We start from the raw sequence: 20,600 nt of genomic DNA on the forward strand, positions 1-20,600 counted from the left end.
CCTTGAGAAATCAAGGGCTTTTTTCATAGCTTGAATCTACCTAATTAAAGATCCAATTGGTAACTAACACTTATTTAAAGTGCCAATTCACACTTGTAGGGAGAAGTGATGATAAAAAACAACAACATATTTGGATAGATCTCTATGTTAAGCAGATGGCTGATCAATTATATTTAAAAAATCAGCTCTATATTGTTTCTTTTCAAAACAACCACCATACACTAATGTAGTAGTTGTGCTATTCTTATCTTTAATACCTCTAGAAGACACGCATAAATGCTTAGCACTTATCATAACGATTACATCTTCTGTATCTAGAGATTCTTGTAAATCCTTAAGAATTTGTATAGAAAGTCTTTCTTGCACTTGTGGACGTCTTGCATAAAAATCTACCAGTCTATTAATTTTAGACAAGCCTATAACTTTATCCTTTGGAATGTACGCAACATGTGCAAATCCAGTTATGGGTAAAAAATGATGCTCACAGGCAGAATCAATATTAATGTTTTGATCTACGAGCATTTTGTTATATCCATATTTATTATCAAAGACAGATAACTTAGGTTTATTCTTAGGATTTAAACCAGAAAATAACTCCTTTACATACATTTTGGCAACTCGATAAGGTGTACCTGATAAACTATCATCAGTTAAATCCAGACCTAGTTCTTTCATTATTTCTCCAAAATGAAATTCTATGCTTTTCATCTTTTCTGCATCAGTCTTATCAAATGCAGTAGGTAACAGAGGTGTATCAGTATTATAAGATATATGATTATCACCTATTAATTCTATTTCTATTTCTTTTTTATCCATTATTAGTACAGCATTTATCATTCTTACATTGACAGTATTTCAAATTATATATATGTAATACAGCCAGTACAGTAGCAGTTATGTAGGTTATAGTTTCTGGTATTGAGAATGCTTCTATTTTTTCATTACCTATAAGAAACAAAAGAACACACCAATTTGCCCATAAAAGTGGTTTCATGATTTTTCTATTTGTATTTTGAGTAGCATGATATATAGAAAAAAAGGATATAATAATAAATAAATAATCCAGGTTGGACCACCAGATAGGTTTAGAAATATCCTGACTCATTGCTGCGGCATGTGATAAGAATAACAATGGGGTAATAGCGCAATGTATAACACATAGCATACTCACAGCAGCGCCTACTATGTCTGGTTTAGGTAATAATAATCTCATATAGTCATTCTCGTTAATGCAACCGAGTTGCAAATATAGAATATTTATTTGTTAATGCAACTTAGTTTTAATAAATTTGTAACATGGGAATTATAAGAAAAACAGCATCTATAGACTTATTACTTAATGAATTTGAGCAAGAATCTAATGCGATATCTGCGGTAGATTTAATTAAACGTTTAGATACTCAGATTAATAAAACAACTATTTATAGAGTGTTAGATAAGCTAGAAGATGATGGTGTTTTGCATTCCTTTTTAGGTTTTGACGGTGTGAAATGGTATGCAAAATGTAAAGGTTGTACAAAATCTGTTCACAAAGATTTCCATCCTCATTTTCAATGTTTGAGCTGTGGTACAGTAGACTGTCTCCATATTCATGTAAATATTCCAGAAATACCTAATCGCGAGGTCTTATTCTCACAGTTATTAATTCAAGGTAAGTGTGAAGCGTGCGCTGCTTAAGATTATAAAAAATTAATCGTTTTAAAAATCAACTCTTAAATTTGAATTGAACGATTCCATTTTTGAAAGCCACATGTTTTGAGGGGAAAATTTCTTGTAGTTTATTAGATTTTACAAAGTCACTTTTAGTCTCATGTGCTATAGATCCTCTATGAATACTAACTACCTCGTCGCACAATGACATCGCCAGTTGTATCTCATGTGTAGCATAAATAATAGTTTTACCATGTTCATGACAGTAATCTCTTAATTGCAACAGTAAATCTGCTTTATGATTGATATCTAGATGGCTGGTAGGCTCGTCCATGAGTATGTAATCCGTATCTTGAACTATGGCACGCGCTATTAAAACTCGTTGTAACTGTCCATCACTTAAAGTACCTGCCTTGCGATTTTCCAGTTGTTTTAAATCAAAACTTTCTAGGGCTTTATTGATTACTTCGTGATCTTGAGCGGCTAGTTTACCTATATAATTGGTATAAGGTGCGCGACTTAATTCTAGCAACTCTCTGACACTTAAAAAATGACTGAACGATCGCTCTGTTAATACTATAGATATGAATTTAGATCGTTCTACCGCAGTATAATCGTTCCAGTTTTTATTTTCGATAAAGACATTTCCATTGATGAGGTGTTGACCACTTGCCATGGCTCTCAATAATGTCGACTTACCAGAACCGTTAGTTCCTATGATGGATATGAGTTTCGCTTTCGCGAAAGCGAGATCGCCATCAAAAGCAGCAACAACGCAATGACCATAACCTACCTGTATGTTCTTTAGTCTTATCATTAGAAGTGTAAATTACGTTTTCTCATAATAAGCCATATTATGAGCGGTGCGCCTAATAATGACGTTACTGCGTTAATAGGTAAGGTGTAATTTGAAAATGGTAATTGAGATACCAGATCGCAAAAAAGTAGGAGTGTAGCACCTAACAGTATAGTCATCGGGATTAATACCTTGTGATTTACTGTCGGTAAAATAAGCCTTGATAAATGCGGTACTGCTAGTCCTATAAAAGCGATGGGACCTGCATATGCAGTAATGCTACCGGCTAGAATACTTGTGATTATGATTATAATCCATCTTGTTTTTTTAATGTTAATCCCTAAACTCAGTGCATAATTCTCACCTAATAAAAGCGCATTTAATGGTTTTATAATCCATATTAAAAGAAGAATAGCGATAAAAAACAACAAACAAATAATCCATATTTGTTGCCAACTAATGTTACCTAAACTACCCATGGACCAGAATACATAACGTTTTAATTGCTCACTAGAACTGAAATAACTTAAAATACCTACCACGGCGCTGCTTAGACTACCTACCATTAAACCTACGATTAATAAGCCCATGGTATCCTTAATTCTTAGCGACATAAGAATGATTAACAATAGAACAGCAAGACTGCCTACCACACTTGCTGTAATGATTCCAAAACCAGAAATAGCACCTATTCCTAATGCTGTGGCTCCCATTATAACGATGGCTACACCTAATCCTGCACCACTAGAAATACCGAGAACAAAAGGACCAGCCAGCGGATTCCTAAACAAAGTTTGCATCAATAAACCTGCAATGGCGAGCCCTGAACCTGTGAGTATAGCCATAAAAGCTCTAGGTAATCGCAATTCTGTAATGATGTATCTAACTGTCTTGCCAGTTTGTGGGTTTTCAATGCCTAACAACGCATCCATCACTTGATGAGGTTTTATGTAAACGGTACCCAAGCACACGTCTGCTATTAAGAAGACTAGGAGTAGAATGGATAGTATGACGAATTGTTTCTTCAAAAAATAAAAGATGAATAAATTTAATAATTAGAAGCGTAAATTTAATCTTCCAGTGGTTTAAAGAAATACAATTCATGATCTAATTGTAAATCTGGATGTAAAATTTTAACGAGATCTTTTAAAACTAGATCTGGTCGCATGCTGGCTTCTTCATAATAGGTAACGCCACCTTTTTCACCTATGGTTAGTGCATGGGTGTAAACTTGTTTATTTTTAAAAGATTCAAAAAGCCCGTATGATTTATTATCTGATAGCATCTTTGAATAACTAGAATACTGTCCAGGTGCAATCCAGTAACTTGCCTCACGGCCATCTGTAAGTACTTTTTCTAGGGGATAGGCTAGAGAACCATTACCTTGAGTATCTTTATAAATATAGTTAGCTCCAGCATCATTTAAGATTTTTGCCTGCCAAGAATCACCATAAGGTAAATACCACTGATCCTTCCACGTTGCACCACTTATCACATCAGGTTTATCTTCGGTTTTTACTAGCTCTAAGGTTTTTAAATATTCTTTTTCAATAGAATTAAAAATACTGTCTGCCTCTTTTTCTTTACCGTATAAAACACCAAAAAGCTTGATCCACTCTGCTTTACCTAGTGGGTGTTCTTCGACCCATTCACCATTATACATAACTGGTACGCCTGCTTTTTGTATTTTTTGATACGTAGGATTACTGTCGTCTATACTAAAACCCATAACCATATCTGGTTCTAAGATTATAGTTGCCTCAACATTTACAAGTTGGTTAGTACCTAATTCTTCTACATGACCGCTGTCTATTAAAGACCTAACTTCTGGCGAGCTTATATAATCACTAGACGGGAAACCTATCAGCGATTTTTCCTCTCCTAATAATACTAATGGTGGTATGTGAGTAGTAGAGGCAAGGACTATTTTTTCAATAGGAATTTGAATAGTAACTGGCGCGTCTGGTTCCGGAATTAATTCTCTATTTAGATTGCTGACTAGCTTAAAACGATAATTTACAGCACTTTCTGGCCACGGATTCATAATGGTTACCTCATAACCAAAACTGGTATTCTTAATTTGAAAACCATGAGCATATTTAATATCTACTTGTTGGTATTCAGTGATATTTTCAGATCTTGTTGCTGTTTTTTCCTTTTCTGTTTTACAAGATTGTAAAATAGATATGAATATAATTAAGTAAATCAGTGGCTGTTTCATAGGCTTCAAAAGTACCAATTCTAATAGAACTGTGGTGCGATGTTTTCAATATGGGATAAAATTATTGATCAATTCAATAATCTAACTTGATTAAAATAGTATTTTCGCGGCTTGAAATATGGTTTTTTAAGCTGGAAGAAAGTTACGCTTTCGCGAAAGCTAAAAAATTAAAAGGGAATCTAGTGCAATTCTAGAACTGTTCCCGCAACTGTAATCAAAGCGTCTTTTTAAAGAAGGCGTCTTATAAATTTTATAAGATAAAATCAATACAGTCACTGAGCAAGGCTTGGGAAGACGATTTTATTTTGGAGTCAGGAGACCTGCCATTTTTTCAAATCAATTATTGTTCATCTTCGGGATAGAGATAGCGATGGGTTTTATTATTTCAGGTCGAGTGCAGTCAAGACCTTTTGCGTGTATTATATCGCGGTTTATAAATCCTTTCAAAATTCCTTTTCCGAGCCTAAAAACCTAAAAATGAAAAAACAAATCATCGCTCTAAGCGCAATGATTGCAGTAGCTGTGTCGGGAAATGCACAAGTAGATTCTACTGCAACAAAACTGGATCAAGTTATTGTAACGGCTTCTTCTAAATTTGATTTACAACGCAAAGACAGCGGTAAACCAGTCATTAAAATCACAAGAGCCGACATAGAAGCACAACGTGCAGCTAACATCGCAGATCTTCTAAATCAGTATGCTGGTATAGAAATTAACGGTTCTAGAAGTAATGCAGGTCAAAACCAGAGTTATTTTGTAAGAGGTGGTAACAGCCGTCAGGTAGCTTTCTTAATCGATGGTGCACAGGTTAATGACCCTAGTAATATCAATGGAGAATTTGACCTGAGACTGGTAGATATAGATCAAATAGAAGAAATTGAGATCTTAAAAGGTGCTGCAAGTACTCTTTATGGGGCAAATGCAAGTACTGCAGTAATCAACATCAAATTGCGTAAAGCTCCGGAGTCTGGTGTTCGTGTGAGTGTTGCTTCTTTTATAGGTACTAATAAAAGTAGAGAACAAGCTAATAATGGACCTGATGAGTACAACAACAGTGTGCAACTACAAGGAACTACTAAAGGTGGTTTTACTTATGGTGCTGGTTTAAATCATCAAAGTACTAACGGTCTTAGTGCTGCAGAAAGTGCTGATGAAAATGTACAGTTTGAGGCAGACGAATTTAACCGCATCAACCTATTAGGTAGAGTAGGTTATGATAATAACAAGAACTTAAAAGTGAGTAGTTATTTATCATTTGACGAGTACGTTGCAGAATTTGACAACGGTGCTTTTACAGATGGAGATAATGAGACGTACAGCCGCCAGGTAAGATGGGGAACTAACGCAAACTGGAAATATTCTGATAAAGGAGAACTGGTTTACAATGGTGTAACTACTGCAACTCGTAGAGATACTAGAAGTGATTTTCCATCATTATATAATGCAAACGGAATCTCAATAGACTTATATAACAAGTATACATTTCAATTAACGGAAAAATCTAGTTTAAAAACTATTTTAGGATTTAACTTTAAGAATGAAACGTATGAAGATTTCAGTATCCCATTCGGTAGTACAGAATTTGCACAAAATGCAGATAAGGATAATGTGAACTTCCAGATTTATGACCCTTATTTTAACGTGGTTTATTTAAGCGGTAAAGGATTTAATGTAAACGCTGGTGCACGTTATAATTCACATAGCAATTATGATGGGAAGTTAGTTTATAACATCAACCCATCTTATAGATTTAATCTGGGTGAAAATACATTTAAAGCATATGCTAGTTACAGTACTGCTTATATCACTCCATCCTTGTTCCAACTGTATGCTAACGGATTCGGAAATGAAGAATTAGAACCAGAAGAAAACAAAACACTAGAAGCAGGAATTTCATGGAGTAAAAATTCTTCTAGTATAGGTGTTACTGTTTTTCAACGTGAAGAAGATAATCTAGTACAATTTGTAACGGTAGATCCAGTTAACTTTATCTCTCAATACCAGAATGTAGAAGAAGAACTTACTGCTAGAGGTGTAGAAGTTATGGGACAGACGGTTTTATTTGATAAAGTAAACCTTACAGCAAACTATACATTTACAGAAAGAGAAAACGTACCACAATTGAGACGTATTCCTAAGCATAAAGTAAATGCTAGTGCTCGAGTAGAGGTGTTAAAACGTGCGTTCTTAACAGCTAGATACCAGTACAACCACCAGCGTGGAGATGCGTTTTTTGACCTAAATACATTTAGTACTCAAAATGTAGAGTTAAGAAGCTATCAGCTAGTTGATCTAGATGCTACTTATAAATTAAACCGTAAAGATGTTACTTTCTTTGCAGGCGTTTCTAATTTACTAGATGAGGATTATCAGGAAGCTGTAGGATTCCAGACTAGAGGTAGAACTTACAAAGTAGGTGTACGTTTAGGGTTTTAAAAAATCAATACTTTCAAATTAAAAAGGCTGCTCGATAGAGCAGCCTTTTTGTTTTATTATATTTTCATAAACATTTTATTTCAATAAAAATACCAATGGAAAAGCGGCGCGACGCTGCCAGTCCTTTTCGTTATGTATGTGACCTTCAAATTTCTTGTATAGCAAGTCCTCATCTGTATAACCTAGATCTTTAAACATATCATTTACTCGTAGTTGATAAGGCTCATAATTATAATCTAGCGTTTTAGTACCGTGATCAAAATATATTTTATGATTACCAGCTTGTGGAACTGATGTCGGTAATTCTTTTATAAAAGCTTCTCCTAGAAGTGGTACGGGCCAGTATGTACTTATACAACCTATTTTACCATATACTTCTGGATATTTGATCATCGCATAAAGTGATATCAATCCACCCATAGAACTACCCATTATTGCCGTATGTTCTGGTTTTGTAGAAGTTTGGAAATTTTCGTTTACAAAAGGTCTTAGCTCATTGGTTAAGAATTTTAAATAATCATCACTGTATAATTGATCATATCCGGTGTTCTTTTTTAGTTCCGCTTTCGCGAAAGCGGACTCTGTCAACTCGCCTGGTAACTGTGGCATATACTCACTAAAACGTTTCTTATTGGTATTCCATGCGGTAACCACGATGGTAGGTTGTATAGCTTGTGCCGTAGTTAGGGAATCCATTTTTTGATCGATTTCCCAAGCAATACCGGTGTAAGCAGTTTCTTTGTTAAAGACATTCTGTCCATCGTGCATGTAGAGAACTTGGTATTTGATACCTTTTTTCGGATATCCTTTAGGAAGCCATATTTCTACATTGCGTTCATCTACAAAGTTGGATTTAAAATCGTTGTAATATAAAATGGTATCGTTTTGTATTGCTGTATCAAAACGAGTTATTTGAGTTGTTTGCTTTGTGGTAGGTTCAAAAACGTTAGTAGGAGAGTTGTTCTTACAGCTTAACAATAAGCCTACAGTCGTAAAAACAGAAATAAAGAAAAAGGTTTTCATGAAAGATTAATTTGAGTGACCGTGTTGTTCTTGAGCATACTGTTGTAATTCTCCTTTGCCAGATAATCCTAATTTCTGGATCATGTTTTTTCTATGCTTGTTAACTGTACTTATGGCTGTACCACGTTCTTCGGCTATTTCTTGGCTGGATAATCCTCGAGCAATAGAAACAAGTATGTCGCGCTCACTTCTAGAAAGTATATTCTTTTTTACTTTGAAAGATTTGATTTCTTCTAGTTGCGCGGTCATGTGCTCATCAAAGTAAACTTTACCTTCATAAACATCTTTTACAGCCTGTCTTAAGTGTATTAATGGACTACTTTTTAGTGCATAACCATCTGCGCCAGCGTCGAGCATATCTTTTATGGCACCTGTATTGTCAAACATGCTTAGAGCAATAACCTTAGTAGTCGGTCTTAATTTTTTGATGGCTTTGCACAATTCTATACCATTCATATCTGGCATGCTTATGTCAGTAAGGACTACGTCTGGTAATGAATTTTCTATACGCTGCATCATTTCTACACCATTGCTAGCGGCATATAAAACTCTTATTAATGGATCTTGTTCCAAGAATAGTTGGAGACCATCACTTAGGGATATATGGTCTTCGGCAATAGCTACTGTAATCATACTAGGGGAATTTCTATACTTATGGTGCAACCACCTTTTTCTATGTTAGAGTCTACTGTAAATGTACCATTCATGTCATTTACTCTCTTTTTTATATTATCAAGACCCATACCATTTTTTAGGACTTTATCAGGGTCAAAACCTTTACCATTATCTTCTACCATGATATCCAGTATGTTATCATAACCAGTAATATTTATACTAGCTTCTGTAGCATGAGCATGTTTCATGATGTTGTTAATCAATTCTTGAATAATTCTGAATAAATAGAGCTCTGTAGAGTTGCTTAGACTACCTTTTAGTCCACTGTGAATTACTTCTACATCCAGATCACCAGATTTATTGATTTTATGAGCGAGGTCTTTTAAACTACTTATCCAGCCGTCTTCACTTAATACCCTACTGTTTTGAGTATGAGAAAGCGTACGTACTTTTACATAAGTATCGTTAAGAATATGATGAGCATTTTCAAGTATAGATTTAGAATCTTTATCTAGCGTGCGCTCTTTTACATTTTCTATAGAAATTCTAATTGCTGTAAGAGAACTACCTAAATCATCATGTAAGTCTGACGCTATTTTGAGGCGTTCCTTTTCTTGGCCAGCAATCATAGCATCTATACTTGCCAGTTCTTGATCTCTCATTAACTTCAGTTCCTTTTGCTCTTGAGCTAGCTTTCTAGCCGCCATTATCTTTTTAGTCTTATAAAAATTTAAAAGAAAATATCCTACGGTACCTAATGCCATGGTAAGTAGAAATAGCAACATATATATGCGCGATTCACTCTTAGAATTTTCAGCTTCTAGTTCGGCATTTAGTAATTCTTTTTCGGTAGTTTCATATTTTGTTTGCAGTTCATTAAGTTGTTGTGCATTTTGTGAAGCAGACAAGGTATCATTCATGTCTAGATGCTGGTAATAAAAATCTGTAGCAGCTTCAAATTTTTGATTATAAGTAAGAATATCTGCTTTATTACGTAATATGGTTAACAACAACTGGTGATCTGATTGAGAGCGTGCTAGTTCTTCAGCTTCATTAATGTTTTCTAACGCTGCCGGATATTCTCCTATAGCCGTTTTTAACATCGCCATATTGTTAACACGTTGTGCTATTGATAGCGTATCCTTGGTCTTTCGAGATCTTTTTAAATTACGTTCAAAATAAAACAGAGCAGAATCGTTTCTACCTTGAAAATAGTGGATTGTTCCCATATTATTTTCAATGTCTAACAACTCTTTTTGCAGGTTGTTTTCTTCAGCGATGTGCTGCATTTGATAATTGTACTTTAAAGCTAGCTGATAATCTTCTCCTACAAGTTCCGAATAAAATGAATTGAATATACAGTCTATTTTAAGTTTGGGATCGTTTAATTCTTCGGCGATGTTGCAATTTTCTTCAATAAGAGATGGTGCCGCTGTACTGTATTCAAATACGGCGTTTGCAATATCGATCATGTAATCGTTTGCATTATAGATCACCATTTTTCTAGCAAACTTTTTAAGGTCTTTAACTTTTAATAAGGTCTTATATGCCAGAACAAACTTGTTTTCTTTGTACTCTATAATTCCCTCATTGAGCAAATAACTAGCTTGATCTTCTTCAGATAATGTAGAAAAATCGTATTGTTCTAATGCAATTTTAGTTTTTGCAATCTCACCTTTATCGAGCATGGTAAGCATGTCATTAAAAGGGACTAATTCTTGTGCAAATAATGATGTACAACTCCATAAAAGAGTTAGTAAAAGCAGAGGAAATTTCATATATGTTATTAGGGTAAGTACAATATAGCCTTTTTGTATCAAAGGTTAAAAATACGGATACTATTATAGCAAACAGTTAGCAAAAGTGTAGTTTTTTATCGATAGAGTAAAAAAATAATCATTACCAAAATCGTATTTTTGAGATAATCATAATAAACCATTTAACTCACTATATTCATGAAATATCTCAAAATTGCTGGTTGCGTATTTGCTGCCTCTCTTACATTTTCTTGTCAAGAGAAAATAGAAAATAAAAAAGAAATAGTCCAAACTGAAAAAGGAATAGATTTTAATTACAATGTCACAGAATTTGCTGACATAGGTGTTTTACGATATCAAATTCCAAGCTGGGAAGAGCTAACCTTAAAACAACAAAAATTAGTCTATTACCTGACTCAAGCAGGTTTAAGCGGTAGAGATATCACATGGGATCAAAATTATCGTAATAACTTAGCTATCAGAAAAGGCTTAGAAAGTATCTATACAGGTTTTAAAGGTGATAAAACTACAGAAGAGTGGAAACAATTTGAAACTTACTTAAAACGCATTTGGTTTGCAAATGGAATTCATCACCATTACAGTATGGATAAGATGAAACCAGAATTCTCTAAGGAATTCTTAGTTACTTTGTTAAGAGATCAAAACTTAATAATGCCGTCTGAAGCAGTAGATGTCATGTTTAATGATAAAGATGCAAAAAAAGTAGTTCTTGATAAGGACAAAGATATTGTGTTAGAAAGTGCGGTCAACTTTTATGAACCAGGTATTACAACAGATGAGGCTATTGCATTTTATAAAAGCCAACCAGTTAATAAAGAAACACCGGTAGAAATAGGTTTAAATTCTAGATTGATCAAAAAAGACGGCAAATTAATGTCAGACGTTTACAAGAGCGGTGGTCTGTATGGTGCTGCAATTGATCAAATTATTCACTACCTACAACTAGCCCAAGGCGTTGCAGAAACTGATCAACAAGAAAAAGCTCTAGGTTTATTAATTGAATATTATCAAACTGGCGATTTAGAAAAGTGGGACGAATATTCTATAGCGTGGAGTACAAGTACAGAAGGTGCTGTGGACTGGATCAATGGTTTTATAGAAGTTTATAACGACCCAATCGCGTACAAAGGTAGTTATGAAACTATAGTACAGATAAAAGATTTTGAAATGTCACGTCAGATGAATGTGTTGAGTGAAAATGCACAATGGTTTGAAGATAATTCACCACTTATGCAAGAGCATAAAAAACCTAAAGTAACAGGAGTAAGTTATAAAACGGTAAACGTAGCAGGAGAAGCTGGTGATGCTAGTCCAGCAACACCTATAGGAGTAAATTTACCTAATAACACCTGGATAAGGTCTGTACATGGTAGTAAATCAGTTTCTCTAGGTAACATTATTGGTGCTTATGGTAATGCAGGTGGTTCTGGTAGATTAGATGAATTTGCACATGATGAGAAAGAAATAGAACTGGAAAAAAAATATGGTGCCAAAGCTGATAAGTTGCACACAGCTCTTCATGAAGTAGTTGGGCACGCAAGTGGTCAGATTAATCCTGGAGTAGGAACGCCTAAAGAAACATTAGGTAGTTATAAATCTACTATAGAAGAAGGTCGTGCAGATTTATTTGGTCTTTATTACTTGATGGATCCTAAACTAGAAGAACTAGGACTAGTAGATGGTTGGAAAAATTATGGAATGGCTACTTATGACGGTTATATTAGAAACGGTATGCTTTCTCAGCTGGTACGTCTGGATTTAGGTCAGGATGTAGAAGAGGCTCACATGCGTAACAGACAGTGGGTGAGTGCCTGGGTTTATGAAAAAGGTAAAGAGGATAATGTAATTGAGAAAGTGGTAAAGGACGGTAAAACTTATTATGATATTAAGGATTACGATAAATTGAGAATGCTTTTTGGCCAACTTTTAAAAGAAACACAGCGAATTACTAGCGAGGGCGACTTTAAAGCTGGACAGGCTCTAGTAGAAAACTATGGTGTAAAAGTGGATCAAGACATTCATAAAGAAGTACTGGACAGAAACAGTAAATTTAAAGCTCCTGCCTATAGAGGTTTTGTAAATCCTGTAATTGTACCAACTATGGCTGGTGATTCTATATCTGGTTTTTCTATTGAGCAACCTAAAAGCTTTGAAGAACAAATGCTTATGTACTCAAAGAAATATGGTCATTTAGATTAATAATTTTATAATTCCGCTTTCGCGAAAGCGAGGTCACAAAAAGCACTAGAAGAAATTCTGGTGCTTTTTTTATTTCTGTAAACCAAATTTTATGGCAACGAGAAGTAAAATAAAAGCTATAAAGCCTATAAGTATCCAGAAAACGCCCTTATAGTTTTTCTTATGTAATTTCTTATCTTTTAGGTACATAAAAGAAATAATAACTACAAAAACTAAGAAAAACCCTATTCCAAAATTAATCTGACCACTACTGAACATAGGATCTTTTAAAACTAATGGCAATGCATTCATAGAAAACTTATTTTTACAAAATTACAAACCAATACTAGCAAATACACCATAGATATGAAGAAACAAATAGAAAGTGTCCATAAATTTCATACCGCTTTTAAATTAGGTAAGAACAGTAAACCGGTTGCTCACATCACAGAACGCAGAAATAAGTTGAGATATGAGTTAATGAAAGAAGAAAATGAGGAATATCTAGAGGCAGCACAAAATGATGATCTAGTAGAGGTAGCAGATGCCTTAGGTGACATGCTTTACATATTATGTGGTACAATTATAGAACATGGAATGCAGGATGTTATAGAAGATGTGTTTGATGAAATACAAAGATCTAATATGTCTAAGTTAGGAGAAGATGGTTTACCTATTTATCGTGAGGATGGAAAAGTACTTAAAGGCCCTTCATACTCAAGACCTAATTTTGATAAGATTTTAAAGAATTTCATGTAATAATTTTAAAATAGGGTAGTGTAAAGAGCATCTTATTTATGAGAATCAATTGCAAATAAAAAGCGAGCTATTTTTAAATAGCTCGCTTTATTAATTTGTGATAGTAATGTTTATCGTTTCAAGGCAAAGTGTCCTTTAAAACTACGTCCATCACTTAATTCTACTAAGTACCAGTAATCACTAGATGGCATAGGAGTACCATTATAATTACCATCCCATCCTGCACCAGTAGGACTTACTTGTTTTAATAATTTACCATAACGGTCAAATATATAGATAGTAGCATCTGGTATAGTTTCTACTGCTATTACTTGCCATGTATCGTGATATCCATCTTGGTTAGGAGTAAAGTAAGGTGGTCCACCTATGATTACAGCATCCATAGACACTGTTCCACAACCGTTTTTATCTCTTACATAAATGGTATAGAAACCAGGATATAGGTTATTAAATCGTTGACTGTCTTGATATACAAAGTTGTCTAGAGAGAATTCATAATCACCACTTCCTGTTACAATTGCAGTAAGAGTATTTGTATTTACCTCAAACTGTCCTACATCTATACGTTCTATGACAGCTACATCAGACTCAACTACTGTAATGGTTGCAGTACTATCGCATCCATCTGCATTAGTTACTGTTACGGTGTAATCTCCACCACTAGCAACGTCTATAGTTCTAGATGTTGCTCCAGTAGACCATAGGTAACTAGAGAAACCTGCACCTGCGTCTATATTCTCTGCAACTCCTGCACATATAGTATAAGGACCTTGGTCTGCTATAACAGGTCTTGCAAATACTTCTATTAAAAAACTGGAAACGTCATAACAATCAGTATTTGATGTGTTTTCTATTCTAGCATATATAGTTTGTGCTCTAGTCGTATTCGTATATGGAAATGATAAAGCGTTTACATCGTTATCAGCATCTGCCTGACTAGTATGGTAAGTAACATTAAAGTCGGTAGTGCTTTGTCCGTTATAAATGGCAGCATCTTGTGAAGTGAAATCAAACTCTTCAAAACCGTCATTACTCACGTCATCACATCCTACAACGTCTGTAGCTATTCCTGCAGTAGGTTGCTCACTTACTGTAAGAGTAAAGCTTGTGAAATCAGCACAAACTGGATTTATAGCAGACTCTATTCTTACAAAAATAGTTTCAGGTGTAGTGGTGCTACTAGTATACATAGTAGGTAACGCACCGGTATTCATATCTGCATCGTTCTGTGTTGGGTGGAAAGTGATATTAAAATCACTTGCATTTTGTCCATTTAACACTTGGTTATTAGCAAGACTAAGATCAAATACTTCGCTACCATCATTTCCTGGATCATCACAAGTAATCATGTCTGCAACAGTGTTTGCTGTAGGAGTAGGGCTTATAACAAATTGGAATGTTGTTGTACTGTAACACATGTCATTATCTGCATTATCTATTCTTGCAAACAAGTTAGGAGTAGAACTAGTAACAGCATATGGACTTGCTAGAGGTGAAACATTATTATCAGCATCTGCTTGAGTTGCGTGATAGGTAACATTAAAACTAGTATTGGTCTGTCCGTTTAATATTTCTGCATCAAACTGAGAAAGGTTTACATCTTCAGTTCCATCATTAGAAATATCATCACATACTATTATGTCGGCAGGTGTGCCAGCTAGTGGTAATGGATCTACAAAAATGTCAAACATTTCTGTATCATAACATCCTGTATTACTATTAGTTTGTATTCTCACAAATAATGTAGTAGAAGCACTATTGTAAATAGTAGTTAAAGGTGTCGCACCACCTACAGAACCTAAATCAGCATCTGCTTGTGTTGTGAAATATTCTATAGTAAAGTTAGCTGCATTTTGAGTTCCTAATACTTCAGCATCCTTAGTACTTAGATCAAAATCTTCTAGCCCATCGTTAGTCATATCGTCACATAGGCGATATTCAGTAACAGCGTTTGCTATAGCTTGTTCATCTAGAATAATATTGATAGGTGTTGTACTAGCACAAGTCATGTTATCACTATTATCAACTCTTACATAAACAGTAGTTGTTCCTAAATTCACAGTGTAAGCTGTTGTGATTTCTGCAGTGTCATTATCAGCATCTGCTTGAGTTGGGTGATAAGAGATTACAAAGTTAGGTGAAGTCTGTCCATTTAATACAGCAGTATCAAATTGTGTAAGGTCTATATCTTCCATACCATCGTTACTTACGTCATCACAAAGAACTAAATCTGCAACTGGGTTTGCCACTGGTAAATCATCTACAATAAGATCAAAAGTTGTCGTTTCAAAACAACTTGTATTTACAACATTTTCAATACGTACATACATGGTCTGACCAGCACTACTGTACATATCATTAACTGCAATAGCACCTCCCACAGTACCTAAATCAGCATCTGCCTGAGAAGTAAAGTATTCTATGTTAAAATCTGCAGCTGCTTGAGTTAATAAAATCTCAGGATTTCTAGTAACTAGATCAAATACTTCTGAATTATTATTAGAAATATCATCACATAATCTATAAGTGTCAATAGGGTTTGCAACAGGTTGCGCATCTAGTCTTAATTCAAATGAAGTGGTATCAAAACAAGGCTCGTTATTAACATTATCTATCCTTACAAATAATGTTGTTGTAGCAGTCAGGTCATATGAATTAGGTAGATCATTAGCACCTGTATCAGCATCTGCTTGAGAGATGTGGTACGTTATTACATAATCAGGATCTGTTTGAGTTCCTAAAACTTCAACATCAAAATCTGATAATGTTATAATCTCAGAGTTATCATTTGCAATATCACATACGGCGATATCCGCAACAGCGTTTGCGGTAGGAGTAGACCATATATATAGATCTACCTCTGTGGTTGATGTACAACCACCTGGGCTGTTATCTTGCAATCTTATAAAAATAGTCTCCATATTAGGAGTTGTGTTCGTATAAGATGTTGGGTTCATAATAGGATTTGTAGCACCACTAGCATCTGCAGCAGTGTTATGATAAGAGATGGTAAATGCTGTTGCTGGTAAACCATTAAGCACTTCAGTTTCGGTAGTTGTTAAATCAAATGTTGATATACCATCATTATTATCATCACAAACGACTAAATCTGTAGGTCTAGTAGCACCAGACCCAGAAGCTACTATAACATCAAAGAAATCGGTATCAAAACAAAGACTTGAAGTAGCATTTTCTTCATTTGTAATCCTTACATAAACTGTTGTAGTACCGACAGGAAAATCATACGGCATGGTAATGCTAGATACATTATTATTTGCAGCATTTTGTGATAAGAAATACGCGATCATAAAATTAGGATCTGTCTGGGTATCTAAAACTTGTGGAGATTCAACAATCGTTAAATCTCTAGTTTCTATACCGTCACCATCACTATCACATAGGAATACATCTGCTACAGGATTTACTATCGGATTTGCATAAATAGTTATGTCTTGAGAGGCTGTGAATCTAAAACCACCATTACGTACAATTAAAGTAACTGTATATACTCCTGGACCAGGAAAGGTATGAATAGGATTAAGAAGTGTACTCGACGGTGAACCATCACCAAAATTCCAAGTTACTGTAGAAGTTGGACAAAAGTCGGCTGTAGATGCTTCAAATTGAATTGGTGTCTGGTCACAAAAGTTCACCTGATTGATAGAAGCACCGCCACTACCACCACCTGCGACAGATTCATATGAATTAAAGGATGGTTCAAAGAAAGAAGTTATAAATGGAGGTAACCCTTCTCTGGAATTGTTATTTAAAGGAATTCCATCATCTATGTAATTTGCAGCAGCACCAACAGAATCAGGTGATCTAATCACCCCTAACCATGGTTGGCATGTTCTAGCATGATAAATTTTACCATCAATACCTAATTGTAGTGCACCACGTCCAGTATTAACCGCACCAGTAACAGGTAAAATAACAGGGTTAGCATTCCAGCCACCACCGCTATTTATGTTGTATTGTAGTATGTCTCTAGTATTAGCAGCACCACATCCATTTCCTGTAGATGAAGAATTAGCATTTAAGTAAACTAATTGAGAGTTAGGTGAGAATTCTGTTCCATAGAAATCGTCTCTGGTACCTGGAGTGGTCAATTCAATTGGATTACTTACAACTCCAGTTGCATTATCAAAATCAGCTACAAATGCACCATCACCTACAGATGTATTTGAAATTTTACTTGCGTCTGGCGAAAGTCTGATATAACCTCTTGCATCGGCTAAAGCGTTTGTTACTGGTAATGTAGAATCTACACCTCTAGAAGCTAGTATAATACCACCTGCAGCGGGATAAGCGCTATACTCGCCACCATTTTCAAATGTAACGATCCAATAGAAACTACCGTTATCACTTATGGTAGCAGTTACTTTTTCTTGAGTATTTGCTTGTATAAGTATATCTCTACGACCAGCGATTACATCACCTAAACCACCATTTAAAGTCATGTCAACGATACTATATCTTAATCCCGAAGAACCACTAATCGTTATAACAAAGTAACGATCCGCAACACCTAAATCAGGAATTATTATGGCAGATTGTGCACTTGATCCATTTCCAGAAAGTCCGGTACCATTGGCCATAGGCACTCCGTTTCTATTCCATATGGTACTACCGTCGGAATACATTTGTAAAATACCACATTCATCTGAAATAGTACTGCAACCCTCGGCAGTATCTAGACTACCTGCAGGAGCGGCTATGGGTGCTCCAGAGTTAAAATCTACACTAGCATTCGTTCCAAAAAACCACCAGGCGGCTTCTAATTGCCCAAAAGACAATATGGGAATGGATAAAAAGAATAAGAGGAAAAGTTTTTTCATGGCTTTATAGTTTTGAGAGCCGTAAAATAGTCATTTTTTTCTAATTCTATAAAATCACAATAAAACAGTTAAATTGATAGAGATTTAACATTAAATTTTTTAATGAGAAGTAATTTTCTTATCCTTGTATTATAAAGATGGTCGGTCTCTTATGTAAATCAGGAATTTGTTTTTTCCATAGATCTACAGTTAGTGTCTTAATAAATTCTGTAGGTAAACTAATATCACAAGCTATGCATACTTTAGTTTTACTGTTTAAAGAAACTAGAAGTTCTTCAATCATTTTATTATTGCGATACGGTGTTTCTATAAAAGACTGTGATTGATTATTTTTAATAGAAAAACTTTCTAAATCTTTTATCTTCTTGCGTCTTTCTTGTTTGTCGATGGGTAAGTAGCCGTTAAAGGCAAAATTCTGACCATTAAGACCACTAGACATCATAGCCATAAGTATAGAACTAGGTCCTACTAGAGGTTGCACTCTTATCCCTTTTTCATGAGCTATCGCAATCACGTCTGCACCTGGGTCTGCAATTCCAGGTACTCCGGCCTCACTCATTAATCCCATATCTTTACCTTCTAGGCAGGGTTGTAAGAATGCTGGTAACTCGCTAGGCTCCGTAAATTTATTGATAGTAGAAAAACTTAAAGTAGGTTGTGCCTTTGCAGGGTGTATACTTTTTATAAATCTTCTTGCTGTTTTTTCATTCTCTACTATATAATGATCTACCATTTCTACTACTTTTTTTACTGATAATGGTAGTACCTCTAGTGGACTTATGTCGCCTAATGTTACTGGGATAAGAAACAACCTTCCTTTTTCTTGCATGGCTTTTAATTGTATTGTGTTATTGTTGTGGATCTTGCTTTCGCGAAAGCGGAACTATTATAAATCTATAACTTGAAAAATCTTTTTATGGCGTATGTAACTAGCTATTAGATGTAATACCTGGCCATCATCTTCTATAGGAGTTAAGAGATTTTTCAACATTTTAATGTCTGTCATTTGTATTCTTAAATTCACAAACGCATAACCAATTACCTTACCATTTTCTATAAGTATGACACTGCGTTCACTAGCTTCGCGACCTTTATCAACTAATATTTTATTAGTTCCTTTTAGGCTATAAGTAGTAATAATATCATTTACTGTTTCATTAAGTACGTCTAGAGATTCCGTAACTGTTGTGTTTTGATGAATAGTTAAACTAGAATCATTATGAGGTAATTTTCTAAATTTTACTGATGTACCGTATTTTTTTTCTAATTTTTCTAAAAAACTATATCCAGATCTAGAAGAAGAAAAAGTGATGATGTGATTAGGATCTTTAACAACTGATTTTATAAAAAATCGAGGTGTTTGATTTGTGTCATAATATATATAAAGACCGTGAGAAAAGTTGTTTCTTTTAATTCTACCATTGAGTGTAGGCGTGTGTTTTCTTATCTCAATATGTTCTTTTAAGATAGAAATCATCTCGCTCCCTGTTTTTTCAAAAGTAACTTCTGCTACTTTCTTCTGTATCTCTTTTGATTTTTTATTAGAACCAGTGAATAGTTGTGTAACACGTTTCTTTATGTTTTTACTTTTACTTATAAAAATGATAGAGCCGCTGGCATCATACACGTAGGAAACACCTGTTGCTGCAGGTAATTGATCAACTAATGCTTTAAGGTTAGATTCTATTTTTAAAGGCTTAAAATATTTTAAGTTTTTTGAAATGATATCTTTATTGATATCCTTTTGTAATAACAACTTGAACAGTTTTACTGTTGCTAGTGCATCACCGGTTGCACGGTGTCTATCTGTTAATGGGATACCTAGAGATCTAGTTAATTTACCTAAATTATAACTGTCTTGATCTGGAAGTAAGCTTTGTGCTAGTTCTACGGTGCACAGTGTAGGTCGTTCAAATTCATAGCCTAATCTGTCAAATTCTAGCCTAAGCATGCGGTGATCAAATCCTGCATTATGCGCAACTAGTGTAGTACCTTCCGTAATTTCTATGATTCTTTTTGCAACTTCATAGAACTTAGGCGCACGTTTTAACATAGCATTATTAATACCAGTTAATTTAACTACAAATGGTTGTATCTCTTTTTCTGGATTAACTAGACTCGCAAATTGATCAATAATTTCATGACCATCAAATTTATAGATGGCAACTTCTGTAATGCCTTCTTCATTATATTTCCCTCCAGTGGTTTCTACATCTACTATTGCGTACAAATATTCTGTTTTAAAAGATAGATTTATCTAGTTATTTGAGGGTGTAAGCTAATAAAAAAAGCCATGTCACAAACAT

At 34.7% G+C, this 20,600-nt stretch carries 16 protein-coding genes and 1 riboswitch; of the genes, 4 read left to right on the plus strand and 12 right to left on the minus strand.

The window, feature by feature from the left end; genetic code table 11:
* Positions 1–147: 147 nt before the first annotated feature.
* A complete protein-coding gene (gene folE / locus ABJF08_RS07580) occupies positions 148–816 on the minus strand; it encodes a GTP cyclohydrolase I FolE (RefSeq protein ID WP_348115503.1) in 669 nt (222 codons plus the stop codon).
* A complete protein-coding gene (locus ABJF08_RS07585; protein WP_348115504.1) occupies positions 809–1,213 on the minus strand; it encodes a MerC domain-containing protein in 405 nt (134 codons plus the stop codon). Before ABJF08_RS07585 ends, folE begins: the two co-directional genes overlap by 8 nt.
* An 83-nt stretch (positions 1,214–1,296) precedes the next feature.
* On the opposite strand from ABJF08_RS07585, the gene ABJF08_RS07590 reads away from it, so the two are divergent.
* Positions 1,297–1,677, plus strand: coding sequence for a transcriptional repressor (locus ABJF08_RS07590; protein WP_348115505.1), 381 nt, complete (start codon positions 1,297–1,299; stop codon positions 1,675–1,677).
* Positions 1,678–1,705: 28 nt separating this feature from the next.
* Here ABJF08_RS07590 and ABJF08_RS07595 read toward each other — a convergent pair whose 3' ends face one another.
* Genes ABJF08_RS07595 through ABJF08_RS07605 form a run of 3 tightly spaced genes read right to left on the minus strand, consistent with a single transcriptional unit; the run spans position 1,706 to position 4,667 of the window.
* Positions 1,706–2,467 (minus strand): ABC transporter ATP-binding protein, encoded by a 762-nt coding sequence (locus ABJF08_RS07595; protein ID WP_348115506.1) that lies wholly within the window; start codon positions 2,465–2,467, stop codon positions 1,706–1,708.
* Positions 2,467–3,474, minus strand: a complete 1,008-nt coding sequence (locus ABJF08_RS07600) for an iron ABC transporter permease (RefSeq protein ID WP_348115507.1) — start codon at positions 3,472–3,474, stop codon at positions 2,467–2,469. The genes ABJF08_RS07595 and ABJF08_RS07600 overlap by 1 nt, the downstream gene beginning before the upstream one ends.
* A 41-nt stretch (positions 3,475–3,515) precedes the next feature.
* A complete protein-coding gene (locus tag ABJF08_RS07605) occupies positions 3,516–4,667 on the minus strand; it encodes an ABC transporter substrate-binding protein (RefSeq protein ID WP_348115508.1) in 1,152 nt (383 codons plus the stop codon).
* A gap of 128 nt (positions 4,668–4,795) precedes the next feature.
* Positions 4,796–5,010, plus strand: a riboswitch (cobalamin riboswitch).
* Positions 5,011–5,144: 134 nt separating this feature from the next.
* Between ABJF08_RS07605 and ABJF08_RS07610 the strand changes: the two genes are divergently transcribed.
* Positions 5,145–7,103, plus strand: a complete 1,959-nt coding sequence (locus tag ABJF08_RS07610; protein WP_348115509.1) for a TonB-dependent receptor — start codon at positions 5,145–5,147, stop codon at positions 7,101–7,103.
* Between the two features lie 75 nt (positions 7,104–7,178).
* On the opposite strand, the gene ABJF08_RS07615 is transcribed toward ABJF08_RS07610, so the two are convergent.
* Genes ABJF08_RS07615 through ABJF08_RS07625 form a run of 3 tightly spaced genes read right to left on the minus strand, consistent with a single transcriptional unit; the run spans position 7,179 to position 10,519 of the window.
* Entirely contained in the window at positions 7,179–8,126 is a 948-nt protein-coding gene (locus ABJF08_RS07615; protein ID WP_348115511.1) for an alpha/beta hydrolase-fold protein, read from the minus strand.
* Positions 8,127–8,132: 6 nt separating this feature from the next.
* Complete coding sequence (locus ABJF08_RS07620) at positions 8,133–8,759, minus strand: response regulator transcription factor (RefSeq protein WP_348115512.1); 627 nt, start codon at positions 8,757–8,759, stop codon at positions 8,133–8,135.
* Positions 8,756–10,519, minus strand: coding sequence for a sensor histidine kinase (locus ABJF08_RS07625; protein ID WP_348115513.1), 1,764 nt, complete (start codon positions 10,517–10,519; stop codon positions 8,756–8,758). The genes ABJF08_RS07620 and ABJF08_RS07625 overlap by 4 nt, the downstream gene beginning before the upstream one ends.
* Positions 10,520–10,696: 177 nt before the next feature.
* Between ABJF08_RS07625 and ABJF08_RS07630 the strand changes: the two genes are divergently transcribed.
* Positions 10,697–12,718: a dihydrofolate reductase gene (locus ABJF08_RS07630; RefSeq protein ID WP_348115514.1), complete on the plus strand. Its 2,022-nt coding sequence runs from the start codon at positions 10,697–10,699 to the stop codon at positions 12,716–12,718.
* A 69-nt stretch (positions 12,719–12,787) separates the two neighbouring features.
* Here the strand turns inward: ABJF08_RS07630 and ABJF08_RS07635 are convergent, their stop codons facing one another.
* Complete coding sequence (locus ABJF08_RS07635) at positions 12,788–13,009, minus strand: hypothetical protein (RefSeq protein ID WP_348115515.1); 222 nt, start codon at positions 13,007–13,009, stop codon at positions 12,788–12,790.
* 54 nt (positions 13,010–13,063) lie between these two features.
* On the opposite strand from ABJF08_RS07635, the gene ABJF08_RS07640 reads away from it, so the two are divergent.
* Complete coding sequence (locus ABJF08_RS07640; RefSeq protein WP_348115516.1) at positions 13,064–13,456, plus strand: nucleoside triphosphate pyrophosphohydrolase family protein; 393 nt, start codon at positions 13,064–13,066, stop codon at positions 13,454–13,456.
* A gap of 110 nt (positions 13,457–13,566) precedes the next feature.
* Here ABJF08_RS07640 and ABJF08_RS07645 read toward each other — a convergent pair whose 3' ends face one another.
* The 3 genes from ABJF08_RS07645 to ABJF08_RS07655 all read right to left on the minus strand — a co-directional run bounded on the left by ABJF08_RS07645 (position 13,567) and on the right by ABJF08_RS07655 (position 20,524).
* Positions 13,567–18,294 carry a T9SS type B sorting domain-containing protein gene (locus ABJF08_RS07645; protein ID WP_348115517.1) on the minus strand — a complete coding sequence of 1,576 codons (4,728 nt, stop codon included), beginning with the start codon at positions 18,292–18,294 and terminating at the stop codon, positions 13,567–13,569.
* 118 nt (positions 18,295–18,412) lie between these two features.
* The gene (locus tag ABJF08_RS07650; RefSeq protein ID WP_348115518.1) at positions 18,413–19,123 is read right to left on the minus strand and encodes an SAM-dependent methyltransferase; all 711 of its coding nucleotides are present in this window, start codon (positions 19,121–19,123) and stop codon (positions 18,413–18,415) included.
* A 57-nt stretch (positions 19,124–19,180) separates the two neighbouring features.
* A complete protein-coding gene (locus ABJF08_RS07655) occupies positions 19,181–20,524 on the minus strand; it encodes an exonuclease domain-containing protein (RefSeq protein WP_348115519.1) in 1,344 nt (447 codons plus the stop codon).
* Positions 20,525–20,600: the final 76 nt, after the last annotated feature.

The organism is Nonlabens sp., assembly GCF_039941875.1.
Taxonomy (GTDB): domain Bacteria; phylum Bacteroidota; class Bacteroidia; order Flavobacteriales; family Flavobacteriaceae; genus Nonlabens.